The 23,896-nt window shown below is 69.9% G+C and carries 22 protein-coding genes; 7 read left to right on the forward strand and 15 right to left on the reverse strand.

Features of this window, described 5'->3' with window-relative positions:
• Positions 1 to 8: 8 nt before the first annotated feature.
• From hpnD to ACWFRJ_RS11310, 9 genes are all read right to left on the reverse strand, one after another.
• Positions 9 to 959 (reverse strand): presqualene diphosphate synthase HpnD, encoded by a 951-nt coding sequence (gene hpnD / locus ACWFRJ_RS11270; protein ID WP_453527380.1) that lies wholly within the window; start codon positions 957 to 959, stop codon positions 9 to 11.
• Positions 956 to 1,855 (reverse strand): squalene synthase HpnC, encoded by a 900-nt coding sequence (hpnC, locus tag ACWFRJ_RS11275; protein ID WP_453527383.1) that lies wholly within the window; start codon positions 1,853 to 1,855, stop codon positions 956 to 958. The genes hpnD and hpnC overlap by 4 nt, the downstream gene beginning before the upstream one ends.
• A 335-nt stretch (positions 1,856 to 2,190) precedes the next feature.
• The gene (locus ACWFRJ_RS11280) at positions 2,191 to 3,003 is read right to left on the reverse strand and encodes an ABC transporter ATP-binding protein (RefSeq protein WP_453527385.1); all 813 of its coding nucleotides are present in this window, start codon (positions 3,001 to 3,003) and stop codon (positions 2,191 to 2,193) included.
• The gene (locus tag ACWFRJ_RS11285; protein ID WP_453527388.1) at positions 2,996 to 3,934 is read right to left on the reverse strand and encodes an ABC transporter permease; all 939 of its coding nucleotides are present in this window, start codon (positions 3,932 to 3,934) and stop codon (positions 2,996 to 2,998) included. Before ACWFRJ_RS11285 ends, ACWFRJ_RS11280 begins: the two co-directional genes overlap by 8 nt.
• 95 nt (positions 3,935 to 4,029) lie before the next feature.
• Positions 4,030 to 4,902, reverse strand: coding sequence for a glycosyltransferase family 2 protein (locus ACWFRJ_RS11290; RefSeq protein WP_453527391.1), 873 nt, complete (start codon positions 4,900 to 4,902; stop codon positions 4,030 to 4,032).
• A 20-nt stretch (positions 4,903 to 4,922) separates the two neighbouring features.
• Positions 4,923 to 5,702, reverse strand: a complete 780-nt coding sequence (locus ACWFRJ_RS11295) for a CDP-alcohol phosphatidyltransferase family protein (protein ID WP_453527394.1) — start codon at positions 5,700 to 5,702, stop codon at positions 4,923 to 4,925.
• On the reverse strand, positions 5,680 to 6,744 hold the full coding sequence (locus ACWFRJ_RS11300) for an iron-containing alcohol dehydrogenase family protein (protein WP_453527396.1): 1,065 nt from the start codon (positions 6,742 to 6,744) through the stop codon (positions 5,680 to 5,682). Before ACWFRJ_RS11300 ends, ACWFRJ_RS11295 begins: the two co-directional genes overlap by 23 nt.
• The gene (locus ACWFRJ_RS11305; protein ID WP_453527398.1) at positions 6,732 to 7,469 is read right to left on the reverse strand and encodes a phosphocholine cytidylyltransferase family protein; all 738 of its coding nucleotides are present in this window, start codon (positions 7,467 to 7,469) and stop codon (positions 6,732 to 6,734) included. The genes ACWFRJ_RS11300 and ACWFRJ_RS11305 overlap by 13 nt, the downstream gene beginning before the upstream one ends.
• Positions 7,466 to 9,217, reverse strand: coding sequence for a DUF5941 domain-containing protein (locus ACWFRJ_RS11310; protein ID WP_453529569.1), 1,752 nt, complete (start codon positions 9,215 to 9,217; stop codon positions 7,466 to 7,468). The genes ACWFRJ_RS11305 and ACWFRJ_RS11310 overlap by 4 nt, the downstream gene beginning before the upstream one ends.
• Between ACWFRJ_RS11310 and ACWFRJ_RS11315 the strand changes: the two genes are divergently transcribed.
• The 4 genes from ACWFRJ_RS11315 to idi all read left to right on the forward strand — a co-directional run bounded on the left by ACWFRJ_RS11315 (position 9,101) and on the right by idi (position 12,308).
• On the forward strand, positions 9,101 to 9,334 hold the full coding sequence (locus ACWFRJ_RS11315) for a hypothetical protein (protein ID WP_453527400.1): 234 nt from the start codon (positions 9,101 to 9,103) through the stop codon (positions 9,332 to 9,334). The two genes, ACWFRJ_RS11310 and ACWFRJ_RS11315, sit on opposite strands and share 117 nt — an antisense overlap.
• Positions 9,335 to 9,541: 207 nt before the next feature.
• Positions 9,542 to 10,525 (forward strand): UDP-glucose 4-epimerase GalE, encoded by a 984-nt coding sequence (gene galE, locus ACWFRJ_RS11320; protein WP_453527403.1) that lies wholly within the window; start codon positions 9,542 to 9,544, stop codon positions 10,523 to 10,525.
• Between the two features lie 165 nt (positions 10,526 to 10,690).
• A complete protein-coding gene (locus tag ACWFRJ_RS11325) occupies positions 10,691 to 11,617 on the forward strand; it encodes a cation diffusion facilitator family transporter (RefSeq protein WP_453527406.1) in 927 nt (308 codons plus the stop codon).
• A gap of 97 nt (positions 11,618 to 11,714) precedes the next feature.
• Positions 11,715 to 12,308: an isopentenyl-diphosphate Delta-isomerase gene (gene idi, locus ACWFRJ_RS11330; RefSeq protein ID WP_453527409.1), complete on the forward strand. Its 594-nt coding sequence runs from the start codon at positions 11,715 to 11,717 to the stop codon at positions 12,306 to 12,308.
• 1 nt (position 12,309) lies between these two features.
• Here idi and ACWFRJ_RS11335 read toward each other — a convergent pair whose 3' ends face one another.
• Together ACWFRJ_RS11335 and ACWFRJ_RS11340 are read right to left on the reverse strand one after the other, a co-directional pair.
• Positions 12,310 to 12,837 (reverse strand): ATP-binding protein, encoded by a 528-nt coding sequence (locus ACWFRJ_RS11335; RefSeq protein WP_453527412.1) that lies wholly within the window; start codon positions 12,835 to 12,837, stop codon positions 12,310 to 12,312.
• Between the two features lie 93 nt (positions 12,838 to 12,930).
• The gene (locus ACWFRJ_RS11340; RefSeq protein ID WP_453527414.1) at positions 12,931 to 13,602 is read right to left on the reverse strand and encodes an HdeD family acid-resistance protein; all 672 of its coding nucleotides are present in this window, start codon (positions 13,600 to 13,602) and stop codon (positions 12,931 to 12,933) included.
• Between the two features lie 103 nt (positions 13,603 to 13,705).
• On the opposite strand from ACWFRJ_RS11340, the gene ACWFRJ_RS11345 reads away from it, so the two are divergent.
• Complete coding sequence (locus tag ACWFRJ_RS11345; protein ID WP_453527417.1) at positions 13,706 to 14,479, forward strand: enoyl-CoA hydratase/isomerase family protein; 774 nt, start codon at positions 13,706 to 13,708, stop codon at positions 14,477 to 14,479.
• Here the strand turns inward: ACWFRJ_RS11345 and ACWFRJ_RS11350 are convergent.
• Entirely contained in the window at positions 14,454 to 15,470 is a 1,017-nt protein-coding gene (locus ACWFRJ_RS11350) for a GlxA family transcriptional regulator (RefSeq protein WP_453527420.1), read from the reverse strand. The two genes, ACWFRJ_RS11345 and ACWFRJ_RS11350, sit on opposite strands and share 26 nt — an antisense overlap.
• Positions 15,471 to 15,649: 179 nt before the next feature.
• Here ACWFRJ_RS11350 and ACWFRJ_RS11355 point away from each other — a divergent pair, with 179 nt between their 5' ends.
• Together ACWFRJ_RS11355 and ACWFRJ_RS11360 are read left to right on the forward strand one after the other, a co-directional pair.
• On the forward strand, positions 15,650 to 16,540 hold the full coding sequence (locus ACWFRJ_RS11355; protein ID WP_453527423.1) for an SCO6745 family protein: 891 nt from the start codon (positions 15,650 to 15,652) through the stop codon (positions 16,538 to 16,540).
• Between the two features lie 123 nt (positions 16,541 to 16,663).
• On the forward strand, positions 16,664 to 19,081 hold the full coding sequence (locus tag ACWFRJ_RS11360; RefSeq protein ID WP_453527426.1) for a Tex family protein: 2,418 nt from the start codon (positions 16,664 to 16,666) through the stop codon (positions 19,079 to 19,081).
• A 30-nt stretch (positions 19,082 to 19,111) separates the two neighbouring features.
• Here the strand turns inward: ACWFRJ_RS11360 and ACWFRJ_RS11365 are convergent, their stop codons facing one another.
• The 3 genes from ACWFRJ_RS11365 to ACWFRJ_RS11375 form a co-directional block, all read right to left on the reverse strand.
• A complete protein-coding gene (locus ACWFRJ_RS11365) occupies positions 19,112 to 20,755 on the reverse strand; it encodes an ABC-F family ATP-binding cassette domain-containing protein (RefSeq protein WP_453527429.1) in 1,644 nt (547 codons plus the stop codon).
• 106 nt (positions 20,756 to 20,861) lie between these two features.
• A complete protein-coding gene (locus ACWFRJ_RS11370) occupies positions 20,862 to 21,893 on the reverse strand; it encodes an oxidoreductase (protein ID WP_453527431.1) in 1,032 nt (343 codons plus the stop codon).
• 281 nt (positions 21,894 to 22,174) lie between these two features.
• A complete protein-coding gene (locus ACWFRJ_RS11375) occupies positions 22,175 to 23,839 on the reverse strand; it encodes a BCCT family transporter (RefSeq protein ID WP_453527433.1) in 1,665 nt (554 codons plus the stop codon).
• Positions 23,840 to 23,896 lie beyond the last annotated feature (57 nt).

Raw genomic sequence — 23,896 nt, forward strand, 5'->3', positions numbered from 1 at the left:
GATGCCCATCAAGTACGCCTCCGGACGGCCTGTCGGGAGATGGTGCGTGCGTCGAGACCGGAGAGACCGCGCACGGCGACATACGCCTTTTCGTGTCCCGGGAGCGAGACACGGCCGCGCAGGACCGCTTCCGGCTCCCGCTCGATGCGGTCGAGCAACCGTCGGTAGATACCCGCCATGGCGGCGACACAGGCCCCGCTGCGCCGGTCCAGCATGGGAAGCAGTCGGTACCCCTCGGCGAAGAGGGCCCGCGCCCTGCGCACCTCGAAGTGCACGAGCCCGGCGAAGTCGGAACCGGCGGGCGGCTGTGAGCCCGAGAACCCTGCGGAGCAGCCGAACTTGGCGAGGTCGTCGGCGGGAAGGTAGGTGCGGCCGTTCTCCGCGTCCTCGCGAACGTCGCGAAGGATGTTGGTGAGTTGGAGTGCCAGACCGAGCGTGTCGGCATACTCCGGCGCGCGCTCGGCATTGAGCGCCCCCCGCTCCGTACCGAACACGCCCAGGGAGAGCCGCCCGATGGCCCCGGCCACACACCGGCAGTAGACCTTGAGGTCCTCCCACGTCTCGTACGTCTCACCGCGGACGTCCATCAGGACGCCGTCGATGAGCTCGTCGAGACCGCCGAGCGGGATGGGAAAGCGTGCCGCGGCATGCGCGAGCGCGACCGCCACGGGGTCGGTGTCGTCCTCGTCCACCTCACCCTCGCGGATCCGGACGAGCAGCGCCCGGGTCTCGTCGAGGCGCTCCGCCTTGACGTCCGGCGCGAGCGCGCCGTCACCGATGTCGTCCACGCGCCGCGAGAGGGCGTAGAGCGCCGACATCGCGCGGCGCTCGGGCATCGGGAGCAGCCTGATGCCGTACGCGAAATTGCGTGCTTGCTGTCCGGTCACGGCCTCGCAGTAGCTGTATGCGGCGAGAACCGGCGCGGACACGTTCGGGCCTGACTCCACGGTCCGGCTCACCCCTCTCCTCGCAGAACCGCTCCCACCTCACGCAGCAAACGCGGCTTGGTGGGCTTCGGCGGTCCTGGAAGTACGTCGTATCCGGCAGCGGCGATCGAATGGACCGCCGCCCTCCCCCCAGCCACGAAACCCGCAAGCAGCACCTTCAGCCTGCCGTGGACGCTACCCACCAAGGGGGTTCCTTCATTCAAGAGGCAACGGGCGCGTTCTGCTTCATATGCAACCAGTGCGCGCACCGATGCGCCTGCTGTCGGTGCGGCCAGATCCCGCTCCCGCACATGAAATCGCTTCATGTCTTGGGCGGGCAGGTAAATACGGTCGCGCCCCAGATCCTCGGCGACGTCCTGAAGGTGCTCGACGATCTGGAGGGCGGTGCACACCGCGTCCGAGCGGCGGATCCGCTCCGGGGTCGCGGTGCCGGTGATACCGAGGACGAGACGGCCCACGGGGTTCGCGGACAGTTCGCAGTAGGCAAGGAGGTCGTCGTACGTCTCGTAGCGCGCGACGAGCTGGTCCTGGCGGTTGGCCGCGATCAGGCCGAGGAAGGGCTCGGGGGTGAGGTCGCAGCGGCGCACGGTCGGCTGAAGCGCGCGCATCAGGGGATGGCGGGGCTCGCCGGGCCCGAAGACCCGGTGCAGGTCGGCCTCGAAGGCGTCCAGGAGAGCGAACCGGTCGTCGGCGGCATCGGGGTCCACACCGAGGTGGCGCGCGTCGGCGCCGCCGGGCGCCAGGTCGCCGTCGCCGATGTCGTCGACGAGGCGTGCGTAGCCGTACACCGCCATGAGGTCGTCGCGCCAGGCACGGGGCAGGAAGAAGGGCGCCACCGGGAAGTTCTCGTCCGCGGCCTTTGCGAGGACGGCGGATGCGTCGCGCAGCTGGAGATCATCCGTAGCCATTGCCGTCACATCTCCCGTTCTACACTGCCGACCCAATACATCCCATTTCGGACACGCCGCCCGGACCGCCATGAGGCGGTCCGTGCCATGAGCCGGGGCGCCGCGCGATATCGCCCCACTTGCCGCGAATCAGCACCGCTACAGCTTACGTTGTACAACGCAGCGTGCGTCGTCGGGGTGTTCCGCGCATCACAACAACACACCGATTGGCGTCAATCTTCCCTGGGCCAAAGGGACTTGAGAGAACCACCCGGGCGGTCGAAAACTCAGGACGCACGAGGGCCCCACCGGGTTGACTCCGGTGGGGCCCTCACGCGTTCGGGCGTACGGGCGGGCTACTTGCCCGTGAACTTCTCGTACTCCTTGATGACCTCGTCGGTCGGCCCGTCCATGCGCAGCTCACCGCGTTCGAGCCAGAGCACGCGGTCACAGGTGTCACGGATGGACTTGTTGTTGTGGCTGACGAGGAAGACCGTGCCGGCTTCCTTGCGGAGCTCGCGGATGCGGGCCTCGGAGCGCTTCTGGAACTTCCGGTCGCCGGTGGCGAGCGCCTCGTCGATCATCAGTACGTCGTGGTCCTTGGCGGCCGCGATGGAGAAGCGCAGGCGGGCCGCCATGCCGGACGAGTAGGTGCGCATCGGCAGGGTGATGAAGTCGCCCTTCTCGTTGATGCCCGAGAAGTCGACGATGTCCTGGTAGCGATCCCTGATCTGCTCGCGCGTCATGCCCATGGCGAGCCCGCCGAGTATGACGTTGCGCTCGCCCGTCAGGTCGTTCATCAGGGCCGCGTTGACGCCGAGCAGCGAGGGCTGGCCGTCGGTGTAGACCTTGCCCTGCTCGGCGGGGAGCAGGCCCGCGATGGCGCGGAGCAGGGTCGACTTGCCGGAGCCGTTCGAGCCGATCAGGCCGATGGCCTCGCCGCGGTAGGAGGTGAAGCTGACGCCGCGCACGGCGTGCACCTTGCGTACGCCCCGCTCCTCGCCACGCTTGAACATGCGGCTCAGTGCGGAGGTGGCGCTGCCCTTGCCCGTCTTCGCGCCGTTCACGCGGTAGACGATGTGCAGCTCGTCGGCGATGACGGTGGGGATGTGCCTCTTGTCGGTGATCGCGTCTTCGATCGTGTCTTCGATCTTGTCTTCGTCAGCCACGGCCGTAGCGCTCCTCAGCCTTCCAGAAGTACACGAAGCCGCCCACGGCGACCAGCACGGCCCAGCCGACCGCGACCGCCCAGACGTGCGGCGGCAGGTTCCCCGACCCGTATCCGTCGATCAGCGCGAAGCGCATCAGGTCCATGTAGATGGCCGCCGGGTTCCACTGCAGGACGTCCCCGATCCAATCCGGCTTGCCCTTGAGCATGATCGGGATGGAGAACATCACGCCGGACGCGTACATCCACGTACGCATCACGAACGGCATCAGCTGAGCGAGGTCGGGGGTCTTGCTGCCCAGCCTCGCCATGATCATCGCCAGTCCCGTGTTGAACAGGAACTGCAGGGCCAGGACCGGGAGGATCAGCAGCCACGACAGCTTCGGGTAGTTGCCGAACGAGATCGTGATGATGAACAGCACGATCATCGAGAAGAGCAGCTGCTGGAGCTGCTGGAGCGAGAACGAGATCGGCAGCGAGGCCCGCGGGAAGTGCAGCGCACGGACCAGGCCGAGGTTGCCCGCGATCGCCCGGACACCCGCCATCACCGAGGACTGCGTGAAGGTGAAGACGAAGACTCCCGTCACCAGGAACGGGATGTAGGTCTCCTTCCCCATGCCCCGGTCGGCGCCCAGGATCAGACCGAAGATCAAGAAGTAGACGAGCGCGTTGAGGAGCGGCGTCGCCACCTGCCACAGCTGGCCGAGCTTGGCCTGGCTGTACTGCGCGGTCAGCTTCGCCTGCGAGAAGGCGAGGATGAAGTGGCGCCGTCCCCAGAGCTGGTGGACGTACTCGAAAAGTCCGGGCCGTGCGCCACTGACGGTCAGACCGTACTTGGCGGCGAGATCGGCCCGGGAGAGCCCGTCATCGGGCGGCGGGGTCGACGGGGATGCTGTCACCGCGACTCCGCCGTCATGCGTTGTCTCACTCACGAGTGGAAACTTTCGTCTTCAGATGCGCAGCCGGTCGGGCGTAGGCATGGGCCAGGGACCGGGGTATGGCCCAGATGTTCTCAGACCCGAGCTTCTCAGATGACAGGAGGTCGGCCCAGTCGGGTCAGGCGCCACACCGTACGCCACCTCATCGGTTTGCGAGGTCCGCAGGGCGTGGTCCAGCCCTCCTTGAACCCGCCGAACCAGGCCTTCAGGGCGGGGCCCGAGGGGCGCCTGGCCAGGGTGAGGAGCATCCACACACCGAGGTACACCGGGACCAGGAGCGCGGGCAGATTGCGGCGGGCGAGCCAGACGCGGTTGCGGGCGACCATCCGGTGGTAGACCGCGTGCCGGGAGGGGGCGGTCGTCGGGTGGAAGAGCACCATGTCGGCTCGGTAGTCGATCATCCAGCCCGCGTTCAGCGCACGCCAGGCGAGGTCGGTCTCCTCGTGGGCGTAGAAGAACTCGCCGGGCAGACCGCCGACCTCGGCGAAGACCTGCGTACGGACGGCGTTGCCGCCGCCGAGGAAGGTCGTCACGCGCGAGGAGCGCATCGGGTCGGCCGCGCGCAGCCGCGGAACGTGGCGACGCTGGGTCTCCCCCGTGTCCGGATCGGCGATGCGGAAGCTGATGATGCCGAGCTTCGGGTCGGCGGTGAAGGCCTCGCGGCACAGCTGGGCCGTGTCCATGTGCGCCAGGAGGCCGTCGTCGTCGAGGAAGAGAAGGATGTCGACGTCCGTGCCGCCGGGGCCGAACGCCTCGATGCCGACGTTGCGGCCGCCGGGGATGCCGAGGTTCTCCGGCAGCTCGACGGTGCGTACGCCTTCGGGGACGTCGGGCACGGGGGCGCCGTTGCCGACGACCACCACCTCGACCGGGTCGCCGTCCTGCTTGGCGACCGAGTCGAGCAGGGCGCGCAGCTCCTGCGGCCGGTTGCCCATGGTGATGATGACCGCGCCGACCTTCATGGGCCTGTTCCCTCCCGTACTCACTTCAGCCTGCTCGAAGCGAGGATGGACACGAGGTGCAGCAGCGTCTGGAGCAGCGCGATACCGGCGAGTACGGCGACACCGAGCCGCGAGAAGAACAGGTCGCCCCGCACCTGGTCCACGATCGCGAGGACCAGGATGAGCAGGGACGCCTCGATGCCGAGCACGAGCCGGTGGAACTTCAGGGCCCCCGCCGCCTTGCGGGCCAGGGCCATGCCGGACGAGCGCGGCTCGGAGGCCGACTCCTTGACCGGCGCGAGGCCCTGCTGGTGCCGGGCGACACCGACGAGGTCGGTCTCCGCCTTGATCAGGATGGCGCCGAGCGCGGCGAGCGTGCCGAGGAAGGCCCACAGCCAGTCGATCCGGCCCGAGCCCCACAGGTCGGCGGCGCGAAGCCCGAAGCCGACCAGGACCGCGGCGTCGCACAGGTAGGCGGCGACCCGGTCGAGGTAGACCCCGGCCATCGAGTACTGCTTGCGCCAGCGGGCGATCTCGCCGTCGACGCAGTCGAGCAGGAGATACAGCTGGACCATGAGCACGCCGAGCACGGCGCCCGTGATCCCCGGTACCAGGAGGGCCGGGGCGGCGAGGGCGCCGGCCACGGTCATCAGATACGTGAGCTGGTTGGGCGTGATCCTGGTGTTCACCAGGTAGCGGTCGCAGCGCAGCGAGATCTCTCGCATGTACAGGCGTCCCGCCCAGTGCTCACCGCTGCGCCGGTCCTTCACCCCTGCGGGGTGAACGACGGGGCGGAGTTCAGCTACCGATGGCCTTGGCATAGTCGGCGTATGCGTCCTTGATCTGGTCGGAATTCAGATTGAGGTGCTCGAGGATCGTGTAGCGCCCGGGGCGCGTCTGCGGGGCGTACTCCACGACCTGGACGAACTCGTCCACGGTGAAGCCGATCTCCTCCGGTGTCACGGGGAGGCCGTGCCTGCGCAGTACCTCCACCATGTACGCGGACTCTTCCTTGGCTCCGCGCAGGAACATCGCGAAGGCCGCGCCCAGGCCGCACTGCTCGCCGTGGCTCGCCGCGCGCTTGGGGAAGAGGAGGTCGAAGGCGTGGTTGATCTCGTGGCAGGCGCCGGACGCCGGGCGGGAGTCGCCCGACACGGACATCGCGATGCCGGTGAGGACCAAGCCCTCGGCGAGGACCTGAAGGAAGGCGTCGTCGCCGACGCCACCGGGGTGGCGCAGGACCGCTTCGCCCGCCTGGCGCGCCATCGCGGCCGCGAGGCCGTCGATGTCCTCGCCGCGCACGCGTGCGGCGAGCTCCCAGTCCGCGATCGCGGAGATGTTGGACAGGGCGTCGCCGATGCCGGAGCGCACGAAACGTACGGGAGCCTCGCGGATCACATCGAGGTCGATGACGACCGCGATGGGGTTCGGGACTCCGTACGAGCCGCGGCCCGCGTCGTTGTCGAGCGTGGCGACCGGCGAGCAGAGGCCGTCGTGCGACAGGTTCGTCGCGACGGCGACCAGCGGCGCGCCGACCCGCGCCGCGGCGAACTTGGCGCAGTCGATGATCTTGCCGCCGCCGAGGCCGACGACCGCGTCGTAGCGGCCCTTCTTGATGGCGTCGGCGAGCTTGATGGCGTCGTCGAGCGTGCCGCCGCCCACCTCGAACCACTCGGCGGTGGGCAGCGACGCTTCGAGCCGCTGGCGCAGGACCGCGCCGGAGCCGCCGCTGATGGCGATGGCGAGCTTGCCGGATGACGAGCAGATCCGCTGGTCCGCGAGGACACCGGCCAGGTCGTTGAGCGCCCCTGCCCGGATGTCCACGACGACCGGCGAGGGGATGAGCCTCGTCAGTACTGGCACGCGATCTCCCGGCCCTTGGCGAGGTCGTCGTGGTTGTCGATCTCGACCCACTTGACGTCGCCGATCGGCTCCACGTCGATCTTGAAGCCGCGGTTGACGAGCTCCTGGTAGCCGTCCTCGTAGTAGAGGTCGGGGTCGCGCTCGAAGGTGGTCTTCAGGGCGTCGGCCAGCTGCTCGGCGGCGTCGCCCTCGATGAGCGTGACACCGATGTACTCACCGGTGGCGGTCGCCGGGTCCATCAGCTTGGTGATCTTCTGGACGCCCTTCTCGGGGTCCACGATGACCTTCATCTCCTCGTCGGCGAGGTTCTTCACCGTGTCGAGGGCGAGGATGATCTTCTTGCCCTCGCCGCGGGCGGCGAGCAGCGTCTTCTCGACGGAGACCGGGTGCACGGTGTCGCCGTTGGCGAGGATCACGGTGTGCTTGATCGAGTCGCGACCGCACCAGAGGGAGTAGGCGTTGTTCCACTCCTCGGCCTTGTCGTTGTCGATCAGCGTGAGCTTGAGGCCGTACTTCTCCTCGAGCGCCGCCTTGCGGTCGTAGACGGCTTCCTTGCGGTAGCCGACGATGATCGCCACCTCGGTGAGACCGATCTCCGCGAAGTTGCCGAGGGTCAGATCGAGGATGGTGGTGTCACCGTCGACCGGCACCAGGGCCTTGGGAAGCGTGTCGGTGTAGGGGCGAAGACGCCGTCCGGCGCCGGCCGCCAGCACAAGGCCGATCATGCGGGTTCTCCTTCATCGTGTACGGCGGGTGCTCCACGTTTGTGAGCGGTCACCCAGTAGCGGATGCTCTCGACGAGCACCACGAGTGCCACGGCCACGGCGAGTGCCGTGAGCGCGACGGTGAAATCTGTGCCGGTGAGCAGAGCGGCGGCGACAGCGACCGCGAGGGTCCTGCCTTCGTGTCCGACGATCGCCCGCACCAGCCAGTGCGGAGGGGCGCCGGCGTCGCCGCGGATGCGGTACACCGTGTCGTAGTGATGGTAGGCGACGGCGGACACCAGTCCGAAAGCCGCGGGCAAGGCACCGTTCACGTCCGCCTTGGCGGCGAGCAGCAGGATCGTGCCGTACTCGGCGGCGCGGAAGAACGGCGGGACCAGCCAGTCGAGGGTGCCCTTGAGGGGGCGGGCGACGGCGAGACCCGAAGTGATGACGTAGACGACGGCGGCGACGACCACCCACGGGCTGCCGTACGAGGTGAGACCCGCCACGCAGACGACCACGGCGCCGCCGACGAAGGCGATGACCGGGGCGGGCAGGGGCAGGCGGCCGCGCCCGAGCGCCGCGAAGGCGGACGCGAGCGGCCCGCTGTCGGAGAGGTCAGCGAGTGCCTGTGCGGCGCGGTCGGTGCGGGTCGCCCTGCGGGTCAGCGAGCGCAGGACGCGCCCCGCCGTGGTGTAGCAGGCGGCGAGACCGCAGCCGATGAGCAGCACGATCAGGGTGATGCGGGGCGTGGTGACCGCGGTGAGCACGGCGATCAGCGCCCAGCGCTCACCGATCGGAAGGACGATCATCCGGCGCAGCCAGACGGTCCAGCCGACGCTGTCGAGCTTGTCGGAGAGGGCCGCGGTGGGGCTGGTGTTGGCGGTCGCGTCGTGGTTCGCCTCGTTGAAGGAGAAGTCCACGACGTGCCGACTGGTCTGCAGGACCATCGCGCCGAGCGCGAGGGCCCATACGTCGTCGCCCGTGGCGTTGGCCGCGCCGAGGGCGAGACCCGCGTAGTAGGCGTACTCCTTGGCGCGGTCGAAGGTCGCGTCGAGCCAGGCGCCGAGCGTCGAGTACTGCAGGGAGTAGCGGGCGAGCTGCCCGTCCGTGCAGTCAAGGACGAAGGAGAAGAGCAGGAGGAGGCCTGCCGCGACGAATCCCGCGCGGGTGCCGGTGGCCGCGGAGCCCGCCGCGATCAGGGCGACGAGCAGCGAAGCGGTGGTGACCTGGTTCGGGGTCAGGCCGCGGCGCGCGCACCAGCGGGCGATGTAGCGGGAGTAAGGGGAGATGCAGTACGTCGTGAAGAAGCCGTCCCGCGACTTGACGGCGGTGCGCAGGCGTACGGCTTCGTCGTCCACTGCGGCGACGGCCTGGCGTGCCTCGTTGCGGGCCTGCGGGTCGCTGGGCACGGTGGCGACGAGGGTGCCGAGGTCGGGGCGGTGGAGTGCGCGCCCTGAGGCCTCGATCGCCTCGGCGACGTGGTCGGCGATCGCCTCGACCGTGAGGGCGGAGCCGCCGCCGTTGCCGGAGCCGGTGGTGGCGGCGTGCAGCGCCTGCGTCAGGTCCCCGCGGGCCTCGGGCTGTGCGGAGACGGCGCCGGGGACGGCGGATGCGGCGAAGCGCGGGTCGGTCAGGCCCAGGCGCAGCGCGTGGACGTGGCCCACGAAGCGCGCGTCGACGACCGCGACCCGCTGACCGGCGGGGACGGCGGCGAGCAGCGTCCCGGTGTCCGCCGCGTCGGAGGCGACCCGGACGTCAAACCCCAGGGACCGCAGATCGCCTTCGAGCGGCGACCCGGGGACCGGCTGACCGGTCAGGATGGCGGTCGACAGACGAACTCACTCCTTGATTCCCGGCGCGGCTCGCGCCGGGCACGTGCGTGATGAGGGGGCGCCCCTGGCCTGCAGCGGCCGGGCGGCACGTCGGCAGAGGCTATCGGATGAAGGGAAGCGGGCGTTCACCGCCCGTTCACGGCCCGATAAGCGCAGCCTGGGAGGGCCGCCACCAACTCGATCATCATGGTCGATCGGAGGCGGCAGCCACAAACCGCACTTCATGCGACCGGCACAAACGACATAAAGTCGACGCCCATGACATGGATGATCACAGGTGGAGCGGGATATATCGGGGCGCATGTGGCGCGGGCGATGGCGGGCGCCGGGGAGCGGGTCGTCGTTCTCGACGACGTCTCGGCGGGGGTGCCCGAGCGGCTGCCCGCGGACATCCCTCTCATTAGGGGCTCTTCGCTCGACGGTGAGCTGCTGCGGCGGGTCTTCGCCGAGCACGGCGTGACGGGTGTGGTGCATCTCGCGGCCCGCAAGCAGGTCGGCGAGTCCGTGGAGCAGCCGCTGCGCTACTACCGGGAGAACCTGGGCGGCCTGGTGACGCTCCTCGAAGCGGTGGCCGATGCCGGGATCAAGCGGTTCGTCTTCTCCTCGTCGGCCGCGGTGTACGGCAACCCGCCCGATGTGGACCTGGTGACGGAGTCCACCCCCTGCGTCCCGATCAACCCGTACGGCGAGACGAAGCTCGCCGGGGAGTGGCTGGTGCGGGCCGCCGGGCGGGCGCACGGCATGGCGACCGTGTGCCTGCGCTACTTCAACGTGGCGGGCGCCGCGGCCCCCGAGCTCGCGGACACCGGCGTCTACAACGTGATCCCGATGGTCTTCGACCGGCTCAGCCGGGACGAGGCGCCGCGGATCTTCGGCGACGGCCATCCGACGCCGGACGGCACGTGCGTGCGCGACTACATCCACGTCGCGGACCTCGCCGACGCGCACCTCGCGGCGGCCCGCCGCGTCGAGGCGCACCCCGAGGGCGATCTGACGGTGAACATCGGCAGCGGCGAGGGTGTTTCCGTACGCGAACTCATCACTCTCATCGGTGAGATCTCCGGCGACGACCGCCCGGCGCTCGTCGAGCCGGGCCGTGCGGGCGACGCCCCGCGCGCCGTCGCCGACGCGAGCCTGGCCGCCGAGGAACTGGGCTTCAAGGCGCGGCGCGGTGTACGCGAGATGGTCGAATCCGCGTGGGCGGGCTGGTGCCTCCACCACCCGCAGGCGCGCAGGGACTAGCTGTGTCAGCTCTCTGACCTGCGGTCATTTCCGCAGGTCAGAGCATATGACAACGGTGTTCAGTGCCGTGTTGCCGGGTACCCCCCACCCGTAGTTCACTGTGATCGCGACAGACGCGCGACCGGGGAACAGCAGACCGACACCGAGCACACGGAGGCGGCCGCCATGGGGGCTGGGCACGACCACGGACACACGCACGGGGGGACCGCGACGGCGGCGTACAGAGGGCGCCTTCGTATCGCGCTCTCGATCACGATCACCGTCATGGTGGTCGAGATCGTCGGCGGCATCATGGCGGATTCGCTCGCGCTGATCGCGGACGCGACGCACATGGCGACGGACGCGCTCGGCCTCGGCATGGCGCTGCTCGCGATCCAGTTCGCGAACCGCCCGGCGACCGAGAACCGCACCTTCGGCTATGCCCGCGCCGAGATCCTCGCCGCGCTCGCCAACTGTCTGCTGCTGCTCGGCGTCGGCGGCTACGTCCTGTACGAGGCGATCCAGCGGTTCATCACGCCCGCCGAGACCGAGGGCGGACTGACCATCGTCTTCGGCATCGTCGGCCTGGTGGCGAACATGATCTCGCTCTCGCTCCTGATGCGGGGCCAGAAGGACAGCCTGAACGTGCGCGGCGCCTTCCTGGAGGTGCTGGCCGACGCACTCGGCTCGGTGGCGGTGATCGTCGCGGCGGTCCTGATCCTGACGACCGGCTGGCAGGCCGCGGACCCGATCGCCTCCCTCGTCATCGGCCTCATGATCGTCCCGCGTACGGTGAAACTCCTTCGGGAGACCCTGAACGTGCTCCTGGAGTCCGCCCCCAAGGGCGTGGACATGGCAGAGGTCCGCTCGCACATACTGGATCTGCCGGGCGTCGAGGACGTCCACGACCTGCACGCCTGGACCATCACATCGGGAATGCCGGTCCTGTCCGCACATGTGGTCGTCAGTTCCGAGACGCTGAACGCGATCGGGAACGAGAAGATGCTGCACGAATTGCAGGGATGCCTGGGCGACCACTTCGACGTCGAGCACTGCACCTTCCAGCTGGAACCGGTCGGCCACGCGGAGCACGAGGCGAAGCTCTGCCACTGAAGCTCTGCCGCTGAGGGTGACTTCCGGTGGTTCCTTGCCGGAAGGGCCCCTCGCGTACGGCAGACTTGAGGTTCGAAGACCGAAGCGAAGGATGCGTATGCCGACCACATCTGCCACCGCGGCGAACAACTCGTCGAACGGCACCGGAGAAGCGATCTTGCTGGAACTCGTGGACGAGGACGGCAGGACGATCGGCACAGCGGAGAAACTCTCCGCGCATCAGGCGCCCGGGCAATTGCACCGGGCGTTCTCTGTTTTCCTCTTCGACGAACAGGGGCGGCTCCTGCTGCAGCAGCGCGCCCTGGGCAAGTACCACTCCCCCGGCGTCTGGTCGAACACCTGCTGCGGCCACCCGTACCCCGGCGAGGCGCCGTTCGCGGCCGCCGCGCGCCGGACGTACGAGGAGCTGGGTGTCTCGCCCTCGCTGCTCGCACAGGCGGGCACCGTGCGCTACAACCACCCGGACCCCGACTCGGGCCTGGTGGAGCAGGAGTTCAACCATCTCTTCGTGGGGATGGTCCAGTCGCCGCTGCGGCCCGACCCGTCCGAGGTCGGCGAGACCGCCTTCGTGACGGCCGACGAGCTGGCGCGGCGGCATGCGGAGGGACCTTTCTCCGCGTGGTTCATGACCGTGCTCGACGCGGCGCGGCCCGCGATCCGGGAGCTGACGGGGCCTTCCGCCGGCTGGTGAGTCAACTCCCGTTCGGTGCGGAGCCGTTGGGTTTCAGGGGCAGGGCGGCCCAGATGACCTTGCCCCCGCTCGCGGTGTGTTCGACGTCGCAGGTACCGCCCGCCTCCTGCGTGATCTCGCGGACGAGGAGGAGACCGCGGCCACCGGTCTGGCCGTGGTCGGCCACCAGGGCGGTCGGGCGGTAGGGGTGGTCGTCCTCCACGGAGACCCGCACCCACTCGGCGCCCACCGCCACCTCCACCGCGAGCGTGGGCGAGAGCAGGGCCGCGTGCCGCACCGCGTTGGTGACCAGTTCGGAGACGATCAGGAGCAGTCCCTGCACGAGGTCGTCCGACGCGGGCACGCCCTGCCGCGCGAGCAGGTCGCGTACCGCGTGCCGCGCCTGGGGCACGGAGGCGTCGACGGCGGCGGCCGTGAACCGCCACACGCCTTCGTACGGCACCTTCCCGGTCTCCGGAGGGAGTGGGCCGGGCCCCCTCCCGTCGTCGTCCATCGTCCGGTCGCCGCCCTTGCGCTCGATTGTCACCACGCATCGAGTGTTGGGAACGCACAGGTCCGGGCCGGATAGCTGACCAGAAGTCAGCGACTATCGGCGGTATTTGATCACTGACGGCCAACCGAGTCAGTTATGTGGCTGTTCTTGATCCTCAGGTTTCGCTTTCAAGCCTTCTTCGGGTTGTACGGGTTCTGCGCCCCGTCCGGAATCCGGTGCCTCGGCGACCATGCTCACGATCCGGCGCCCGCCGAGCCCCGCGGCGAGCAGGCCGAGTCCGTCGAAGAGCAGCGCGAGCGAGAAGAAGCAGCCGATCACGTACTGGCTGCTGCTCGGCCAGTTGGCGAGCACCAGGATGCCGAGCAGGAGACCGAAGGCACCCTGCACCAGGGTCCAGCCGAACTGCGGGCCGCGCACCACCAGACTGCCGACCAGACGGAAGACACCGCCGGTCAGGAACAGCAGCGCCGCGAACATCGTCAGCGCCTCCGCCGCCACATCCGGCCTGCGGATGATCACGACACCGGCCGCGAGGTTCAGCGCGGCGACGACCACGCCGAGCCAGAAGAAGTTCGTGCCGCGCGACTGCACCGCGTGCAGCAGTCCGACCAGGCCGCCGATCAGGAGCAGCCAGCCGAAGAGGAGCATCGAGGTGAGGGTGGCGAACCCCGTGTAGACGAGGCCCACGAGCCCCGCCACCGCCAGGACCGCGCCGAGCAGGGCCAGCAGGCCGAGGCTGCGGTGGAGCTGCTTGGCGCCCTGGGCCTCCGGTGTGGCCTTGGCGCTCTTGGTTCGGGCCATCAGCGTCTCCGTCCTGCCGCCCCCGCTGCGCACAGTTCTCGACCGTTCTCAGGGCCACCCCTTCTTGATCGTACGTTCGAGCGGTGCGGATAGCATCCGGCGCATGGAGCCGCAGCTGAGGCAGGCCGTCACGCACGGCGTAGCCACCGTCGTCATCGACCATCCCGCCAAGCGCAACGCCATGACGGCGGACATGTGGCGTCAGCTGCCGCCGCTGCTCGCCGGGCTCGCCGCCGACAGGGCCGTACGGGCACTCGTGCTGACCGGCGAGGGCGGGACCTTCTGCGCGGGCGCCGACATCTCCTCGCTGAGGGAGTCGCCGGGCGAGGCGCAGGACCTGGCGGTACGGGCCGAGGAGGCGCTCGCGGACTTCCCGAAGCCGACGCTCGCCGCGGTGCGCGGCTACTGCGTGGGCGGCGGGAGCCAGCTGGCCGCGGCCTGCGATCTGCGGTTCGCGGACGAGGGCGCCCTCTTCGGGATCACCCCGGCGAAGCTGGGGATCGTCTACCCGTCGTCGTCCACGCGGCGCCTGGTGGCGCTCGTGGGGCCCGCCACCGCGAAGTACCTGCTGTTCTCGGGCGAGTTGATCGACGCCGGGCGTGCGCTGCGCACCGGTCTGGTGGACGAGGTACTGCCCGCGGGCGACCTCGACAAGCGGGTCGCGGAGTTCACCAAGGTCCTCGCCGCGCGCTCGCAGCTGACGCAGGCGGCCGCCAAGGAGTTCGCCGCGGACCTCCCCGGCCAGGCAGCCCGCGACGGCTACTGGAGCGAACAGGCGCGGGCGGGCGGGGAGGCCGGCGGGGACACCGCCGAGGGGGTCGCCGCCTTCCTGGAGCGCCGCGAGCCGCGTTTCACCTGGACTCCCGGTCCGGGATGAGGACGACTGCCGGAGCCCGGCTCCGTTCTCCGGCAGGGACGTGGAAGCGCCGCCGGTACTCGGCGGGGGCCGATCCGAGGATCTTGACGAAGGCCCTGCGCATCGCTTCCGGGGTGCCGTAGCCACAGGCGCGCGAGACCTCCTCGACCCCGTCGGATGTCTCCTCCAGGAGGCGGCGCGCATGCTCGACGCGTACGCGCTCGACGTACTTGCCCGGCGTCATCCCCGTCTCCGTCTGGAACGCGCGGGCGAAGTGCCGGGGAGAGAGCCTGGCGCGGGCGGCGAGCGACTCGACGCAGAGGTCCTCTTCCGGGTGCTCGGTGATCCACTGCTGGAGCTCGCGCAGGGGTTCGCGCCGGGCGGTCTGCGCGGAGAGCTGGGCACTGAACTGCGCCTGGTTGCCCGGTCTCCGCAGGAAGACCACGAGATGCCGCGCGACCGTCAGCGCCTCGTCCCGGCCCAGGTCCTCCTCGACGAGAGCCAGGGCCAGGTCGATGCCCGCGGTCACGCCCGCGGACGTCGCGACATGGCCGTCGCGTACGAAGATCGGGTCGGGGTCGACATCGACGGCGGGGTGGTCACGGGCGAGTTTGACGCAGAACGCCCAGTGGGTTGTCGCCCGGCGGCCGTCCAGGAGGCCCGCTTCGGCGAGCAGGACGGCGCCGGTGCAGACCGAGACCAGACGCCGGGCGTGCGGGGCGTTCGTCCGCAGCCAGTCGATCAGGCGGGGGTCGGCCTGGCCGCCGCCCAGGCCGCCCGGTACGAGCAGGGTGTGCGGCGCGGGGGCGTCGGCGAGGGAGGAGTCCGGTACGAGCGTGAGCCCGCTGGAGGTGCGTACGGGAGCGCCGTCCAGGGACGCGGTGCGGATGCGGTACGCCGACACGTCGCCGCCGCGGCAGAGGGCCGCGCCCGCGAAGACCTCCACGGGTCCCGTGACATCGAGGCTCTGCACCCCGTCGAAGAGGACGACCAGGACGGTTCTCTGCTCCATGCCCTGATTCTTGGCCTCGCGCGCGATGGCCGCAATGACGAATGGCCCACCTTTCCTGCCATCACCCTGCCATCACCTTCCCTGCCATCGGCTGCTCTGTGGTCTGCTTCACTGCCGTGTCGCCGGCTTCCCCGCGCCCCGGACTTCACCTCATACCAACCAGTCGGTAACGTGCATCCATGACTTCACTCACGCCCTCCTCCCCGGCCGCCGCGCTGCACCCCCGCGCGGGACGTCGATGTCACAACGTGCTCAATTCGCTGCACTCGACGCACTACTTCTCGCCCGATGCGGCGCGCGAGCTGGCCGGGATCGGGATCACCCACCCCAAGGCCGTCAACTTCGCCGTACGCACGGCGGCGATGGGGCCGGTCGGCGCCGGAGTGGTCACCGCGGCGTTCTACAACTACAAGCACGAACTCGTCGCCCGGCACGTGCCCGGCATCTGGCGCACCGCGTCCCCGGAGGACGTCCTCGCGGCACGCGCGCGTACCGTCGACGCGACGCTGCGCCGCCTCCTCGGAGAGGAAGCCCTCACGTCCCCGGAGATGGCGGAGGCCGCCGAGCTCGCGCTGCGCGCCACCGAGGCCTGCTCCCGCTCCGCACGGCCGCTGTACTCCGCCCACGCGGACCTGCCCGTCCCCGAGCAGCCGCACCTCGCGCTCTGGCACGCCGCGACGCTGCTGCGCGAGCACCGGGGCGACGGGCACCTCACGGTCCTCCAGAACGCCGAACTCGACGGCCTGGAGGCGCTGGTGAGCCACACGGCGACCGGCAAGGGCATGACGCCGAAGTGGAACTTCTCCACCCGCGGCTGGAACCAGGAGGACTGGGACGCGGCCGTGCAGCGGCTCCACGCCCGCGGACTGCACGACGGGGAGTCCGAGCTGACGGAGGCCGGAGTCCAGTTGCGTCAGGACATCGAGGAGGCCACGGACCGCCTCGACCGGGCGCCGTACGAACACCTGGGCGAGGCGGGCGTCGAGCGCCTCACCGAGCTCGGCACGGTGTTCGCGGGCGCGGCGCTGCAGGCGGGGGCGTTCCCCGCGGACCTGCTCGGCAAGGCGTAGACGGACGCGCAGACGGACGCGTAGACAGAGCGCCCGTCGGGGCGGGCGCGCCGGGTCTGATCCCCCCGCTGTCGGTGCCACCTGCCACAATTGCCCGGCAACCCCAGTGAGAAGGCGGGAAACGTGGCACCTCTGCAGACGTCAGCATCGATCGAAGGCAGGATCGCCGAAGAACTCGGCGTACGGGAGCGGCAGGTGAAGGCCGCCGTCGACCTGCTCGACGGCGGCTCGACGGTGCCCTTCATCGCTCGCTACCGCAAGGAAGCGACCGAGATGCTCGACGACGCGCAGCTGCGCACGCTCGAGGAGCGCCTGCGTTATCTGCGGGAGCTCGAGGAGCGGCGCGCGGCGATCCTCGAATCGGTGCGCGAGCAGGGCAAGCTCACCGACGATCTCGAGGCACGGATCCGCGCTGCGGACACCAAGGCGCGGCTCGAGGACATTTACCTGCCCTTCAAGCCGAAGCGCCGCACGAAGGCGCAGATCGCCCGCGAGGCAGGCCTCGAGCCGCTGGCAGACGGCCTGCTCGGTGACCCTTCGGTGGATCCGGTCGCCGCGGCATCGGCCTTCGTCGACGCCGACAAGGGCGTCGCCGAGCCGCAGGCCGCCCTGGACGGCGCCCGCGCGATCCTCGCCGAGCGGTTCTCCGAGGACGCCGACCTGCTCGGCGAGCTGCGCGAGCGCATGTGGGTGCGCGGCCGCCTCGCCGCGAAGGTCCGCGACGGCAAGGAGGAGGCGGGCGCCAAGTTCGCCGACTACTTCGACTTCGCCGAGCCCTTCAAGGAGCTGCCGTCGCACCGCGTCCTCGCGATGCTGCGCGGCGAGAAGGAGGACGTCCTCGACCTCGTCCTGGAGCCGGAGGAGGCCACGGAGGGCCCTTCCTCGTACGAGGGGATGGTCGCCCACCGCTTCGGTGTCCAGGACCGCGGGCGCCCCGGGGACAAGTGGCTGCAGGACACCGTGCGTTGGTCCTGGCGGACGCGCATCCTGGTCCACCTGGGCATCGACCTGCGTCTTCGGCTGCGTACGGCCGCCGAGGACGAGGCCGTGCGGGTCTTCGCGTCGAACCTGCGCGACCTGCTGCTCGCCGCACCGGCGGGCACGCGCGCGACCCTTGGGCTCGACCCCGGTTTCCGTTCGGGTGTGAAGGTCGCCGTGGTCGACGCGACCGGCAAGGTCGTGGCGACGGACGTCATCAACCCGCACGTCCCCGCGAACAAGTGGGACCAGTCCCTTGCCACCCTCGCGAAGCTCGCCAAGGAGCACGCGGTCGACCTGATCGCGATCGGGAACGGCACGGCGTCCCGCGAGACGGACAAGCTCGCCGGTGAACTCATCACGAAGCACCCGGAGTTGAACCTCACGAAGGTGATGGTCTCCGAGGCGGGCGCCTCGGTGTACTCCGCGTCGGCCTTCGCCTCGCAGGAACTGCCCGACATGGACGTGTCGCTGCGCGGCGCCGTGTCCATCGCACGGCGCCTTCAGGACCCGCTCGCCGAGCTGGTGAAGATCGACCCGAAGTCCATCGGCGTCGGCCAGTACCAGCACGACCTCTCCGAGATGAAGCTGTCGCGCTCGCTCGACGCGGTCGTCGAGGACTGTGTGAACGGCGTCGGCGTCGACGTGAACACCGCGTCCGCCCCGCTGCTCTCGCGGGTCTCCGGCATCGGCGCGGGCCTCGCCGAGAACATCGTGTCGCACCGCGACACGAACGGCCCCTTCTCCTCCCGCAAGGGCCTCAAGGACGTGGCACGCCTCGGCCCCAAGGCGTACGAACAGTGCGCGGGCTTCCTGCGCATCCGGGGCGGCACCGACCCGCTCGACGCGTCCAGCGTGCACCCCGAGGCGTATCCCGTCGTCCGCAAGATGGCGAAGAAGACGGGCGGCGAGGTCGCCTCGCTCATCGGCGACACGGCGACGCTGCGCTCGCTGCGGGCCGACGAGTTCGTGGACGACTCCTTCGGTCTGCCCACCGTGAGCGACATCCTCAAGGAGCTGGAGAAGCCCGGACGCGACCCGCGACCCGCGTTCAAGACGGCGACCTTCAAGGACGGCGTCGAGAAGCTCTCCGACCTCACGTCCGGGATGGTCCTGGAGGGCGTCGTCACGAACGTGGCGGCGTTCGGCGCCTTCGTGGACATCGGCGTCCACCAGGACGGGCTCGTGCATGTCTCCGCGATGTCCAAGACGTTCGTCAAGGACCCGCGGGACGTGGTGAAGCCGGGCGACATCGTCAAGGTGAAGGTGATGGACGTCGACATTCCGCGCAAGCGGATCTCGCTGACGCTGCGCCTGGACGACGAGGCGAGCCCGGCAGACGGCGAGCAGCCCAAGCAGCGGGGCGGGCGTCCCCCGCAGCAGCGGCAGCAGGGCGGCCAGCGCTCCCAGCGACAGGGCCAAGGCCAGGGCCAGGGCCAGGGTTCGAGTCAGGGTCAACGGCAGGGCGGCGGCCAGGGTCAGCGCAAGGAGCGGCAGGGGCCGCCGCCGGCCAATGACGCGATGGCGGACGCGCTGCGCAGGGCCGGGCTGCTGAAGCCCTAGCAGCGCCGGTCCCGGGAGAGTCGGCGGAGGTCAGGGTGACAGCTCGGTCACCTTGCCCTCCGTCACCTCCAGACGGCGCGTGACGCGTACGGCGTCCAGCATTCTGCGGTCGTGCGTCACCAGGAGCAGTGTGCCCTCGTACGCGTCGAGGGCCGACTCCAGTTGCTCGATCGCGGGCAGGTCGAGGTGGTTCGTGGGTTCGTCGAGGACCAGCAGGTTGACGCCACGGCCCTGGAGCAGCGCGAGGCCCGCGCGGGTGCGTTCCCCCGGGGAGAGCGTGGCGGCGGGGCGCAGGACGTGCGCGGCCTTCAGGCCGAACTTGGCGAGCAGCGTGCGCACTTCGGCGGGTTCGGTGTCCGGTACGGCCGCGCAGAAGGCGTCCAGGAGCGACTCCGGGCCGTGGAACAGCGCGCGGGCCTGGTCCACCTCGCCGACGAGCACCCCTGAGCCGAGCGCCACGTGGCCCGCGTCCGTGGGGATGCGGGTCAGCAGGGTGCCGAGCAGGGTCGACTTGCCCGAGCCGTTCGCGCCGGTGATCGCCACGCGGTCCGCCCAGTCGATCTGTAGCGTCACGGGGCCGAGCGTGAAGTCGCCGCGGTGCACCTCGGCGTCGCGGAGGGTGGCGACGACGCTGCCGGAGCGCGGCGCCGACGCGATCTCCATCTGCAGCTCCCACTCCTTGCGGGGCTCGTCGACGACGTCGAGCCGCTCGATCATGCGCTGCGTCTGGCGTGCCTTCGCCGCCTGCTTCTCGCTGGACTCGCTGCGGAAGTTCCGGCCGATCTTGTCGTTGTCGCCCGCCTTGCGCCGGGCGTTCTTGACGCCCTTGTCCATCCAGCCCCGCTGCATCTGGGCGCGGCCCTCGAGGGCGGACTTCTTGTCGGCGTACTCCTCGAACTCGTCGCGTGCGTGGCGGCGCGCGACGTCCCGCTCCTCCAGGTAGGCCTCGTAGCCGCCGCCGTAGAGGTTGATCTGCTGCTGGGCGAGGTCGAGTTCGAGGACCTTGGTGACGGTGCGGGTGAGGAACTCGCGGTCGTGGCTGACGACGACCGTGCCCGCGCGCAGTCCGCGCACGAAGCTCTCCAGGCGTTCGAGGCCCGCCAGGTCGAGGTCGTTGGTCGGCTCGTCCAGGAGGAACACGTCGTAGCGGGAGAGGAGGAGGGATGCCAGGCCCGCGCGGGCGGCCTGACCGCCGGAGAGGGAGGTCATGGGCTGGTCGAGGCTGATGTCGAGGCCAAGCGAGGCAGCGACCTCCTCGGACCGCTCGTCCAGGTCGGCGCCGCCGAGCGCGAGCCAGCGCTCCAGGCTGAGCGCGTACGCGTCGTCCGCGCCCGGGGTGCCGTCGACCAGGCCCTGGGTCGCCTCGTCCATGGTCCGCTGGGCGTCGTCGACGCCGGTGCGGCGGGCCAGGAAGGCGCGGACGGACTCGCCGGGGCGGCGCTCGGGCTCCTGGGGGAGGTGGCCCACGGACGCGCCGGGCGGGGAGAGGCGCAGCTCGCCGGTCTCCGGGGTGTCGAGGCCCGCGAGGAGGCGGAGCAGGGTCGACTTGCCGGCGCCGTTGGCGCCGACCAGGCCGATGACGTCGCCGGGGGCGACGACGAGCTCCAGGGCGGAGAAGAGGGAGCGGTCGCCGTGGCCGGCGGCGAGATTCTTGGCGACGAGGGTTGCGGTCATCAGGGGGTCGAGTTTAGGCGAGGTCCGGGGCTGCTCGTCCGGCAGCATGGCCCTGGCCCGGCGACCCCGGGCTACCGCACCGCCGGTGAACAACGAGCAGCACGGCCTACCGCACTATCGGCGCCACGAGCACACTGCCCGTCGTCCGTGCCACCACGAACGACTCCCCCTTCGTCGCCTTGGCGTCCAGCGTGATGCGGTGCTCCCCCGGCTCGAGTACGCCGTCGAACACCTCGTGGACCTGGGTGCGCCAGAGCCGGTCGAGGCGGTAGGCGATGATCTTCACCCGGCAGGTCGATGTGGTCTCGACGTCCGCCGTGCCGTCCACCGCGCCGAGCCGTGTCAGGCGACGCTGCTCCGACGGGCTCTGGTCCAGGGCGTGTTCTATCTGCGCGACCAGGAGCGGAATGATCGGGGCCAGGCCGTCGACGTACGCGACCTGGATCCCCGCCGCGTCGAAAGCCGCGCGCACCCCGTCGCGCGTGGCCGCCGGGACGGACTGCCCGAAAGCCACCGCCCCGTACGTCCGCAGCTCGTCCGGCGGCACGCCCGCCGCGTCCGCCGCGATCTCGGCGCCCACACCGATCGTGCGCAGCGCCGCCGCGAGCTTGGCCAGGACGGCGACGCGGGCGCCGATCAGGAGCACCCGGCGTCGCGCCGCCGGTTCCCCTTGCGCGAGGAGCTGGAGCAGCGCCTCGCGGTATTCGGCGCCGTCGAAGCGGAAGGGCCCTATGCCGTGGTAGCCGTTGAGCTCCAGATCGGCCCGCTCGGCCGTCTGCCAGGCGAAGTCCCGCCATACGTAGGTGTCGGTGCCGTCCGGTGCCCGCTCGATGACCGCCGTGACCGCCCCGCACTCCAGGCCCTCGCACTCGGGACAGCCATAGATGACGTGCCGGTCGTCGATCAGGGGTGCTTCCGTCTCCAGGAGGAGTCCGCGCACATGGTGGGTGAAGATCGCGGGTGGTACGTCGCTGGCGAGTGGGGAGACGGCGTCGAGGTCGGAGAGCTGGAACAGCAGCGGGCGCCCGTTCACGATGAAGTCGACGAAATCCCGGTGGACTTGGTAGTCACCGTTGGCGAGAACTCCACCGGCGCGCATGGCCGGCGCCAGACCGAAAGTCGCGTATTCGGTAGACATGGTGTGAGTATCCCCATCTGCGGGGTGATGTGAGCACGGCATGCCTCATTCCGCTATGTTCGCGTCGAACCGGGGGCGCCGGTCGATCAATGGTCGCTCCAACTACCTCTCCTGAAAGCAGAGTTGACGGCATCGGCGGCGGCGAAGGGCGTACGCGTGGTCGATGGCGTACAAGGTGAGGCGCGGCTGGACGCCGGGGGCACACGCAGGAGGCGGCGCGCTTCGCGAACGAAGCGGCCGCCTCCTGAAAGTGGAGCGAAGTGGAACAGGGTGGAGCGGGGTCAGACCTTCGTGGCCCCGCTGTCCTCCTCGTCCCCGTTCTCGGTCGGACCGATGCGGATCTCGAAGTCACCGTCGTACTGCTCGTGGCCCGCGATCACGGCCTTCTCGACGGCCTCCGTGCCGTGCTCGCCCCGGACGATCAGCGGGTCGTGGCGCAGGTCCCGCATCAGCGCCACGCACATCCCGATCATCACGAGGACGAACGGCGCGGCGACGAGGATCGTCAGATTCTGCAGGCCCGTCAGGGCGTTTCCGGATCCGTCGCCGATGAGCAGCATGATCGCCGCCACGGCTCCGGTCACAACACCCCAGAACACGACCACGAGCTTGCCGGGTTCGAGCGCGCCCTTCTGGGAGAGCGTGCCCATCACGATCGAAGCGGCGTCGGCACCCGAGACGAAGAAGATGCCCACGAGGATCATCACGAGCAGGCTCGTCCCCGTGGCGATCGGGTACTCGTGCAGCAGGCCGAAGAGCTGGCCCTCGGCGGTCGAGGCGTTGGCGAGACCACCGCTCTCCTTCACCTTCATCGCAGTTCCGCCGAAGACGGCGAACCAGATGAGGCTGACGGTGCTGGGCACCAGGATGACGCCGCCCACGAACTGACGGATCGTACGTCCCCGGCTGATCCTGGCGATGAACATGCCCACGAAGGGCGTCCAGGAGATCCACCAGGCCCAGTAGAAGACGGTCCAGCTGCCGAGCCAGTCCGACACGCCCTTGCCGCTCGACGCCTCGGTGCGCCCGATCAACTGGGGCAGATCGCCGAGGTAGGCACCGATCGAGGTCGGCACCAGGTCGAGGATGATGACGGTCGGGCCCGCGATGAAGACGAACACGACGAGCAGCAGTGCGAGCACCATGTTGATGTTCGAAAGCCACTGCACGCCCTTCTCCACACCGGAGATGGCGGAGGCCACGAAGGCCACCGTCAGGACGGCGATGATGGCGACGAGCAGCCCGGTGGGTACGTTGCTGCTCCAGTTGAGCACCTCGAAGCCACTGCCGATCTGCAGGGCACCCAGGCCGAGGGAAGCGGCGGACCCGAACAGCGTCGCGAAGATGGCGATGATGTCGATGACCCTGCCCCAGGCGCCGTTCGCGCGCTTCTCGCCGATGAGCGGCGTGAAGACGGCGCTGATGGTCTGCCTGCGCTTGCGCCGGAAGGTGCTGTACGCGATGGCCAGACCCACGACCGCGTAGATCGCCCATGGGTGGAGCGTCCAGTGGAAGAGGGTGGTGGACATCGCCGTTTCCATCTTCGCCGCGGAGTCGGCGGGATCGGTGCCCGGCGGGGGCGTGGTGAAGTGGGCGAGCGGTTCGCTCACGCCGTAGAACATCAGGCCGATGCCCATACCGGCGCTGAACATCATGGCGACCCAGGAGACGGTGCGGAACTCCGGGTCCTCGCCCTCCTCACCGAGGGTGATCTTGCCGTACCGGCTGACGGCGAGCCAGAGCGCGAAGACGACGAATCCGCTGGCCGTCAGCATGAAGGCCCAGCCACCGTTGTGGATCAGGCCGTTGAGCATCTTCGTGGAGGCGCTCTCGAGCGAGTCCGTGGCGACCGCGCCCCAGACCACGAAGGCCAGGGTGAGCACGGCGGTCACGCCGAAGACGATGCGGTCGGTCTGGGGATGGCTGCCGCCGTGCGCGGCATGCATGAGGTGGCCGTCCCCTCCCCCGTCGTCCGCTTTATGTTGGTCTTGCGTCACAAGTGC

The sequence above is a fragment of the Streptomyces sp. NPDC055239 genome, assembly GCF_053606205.1.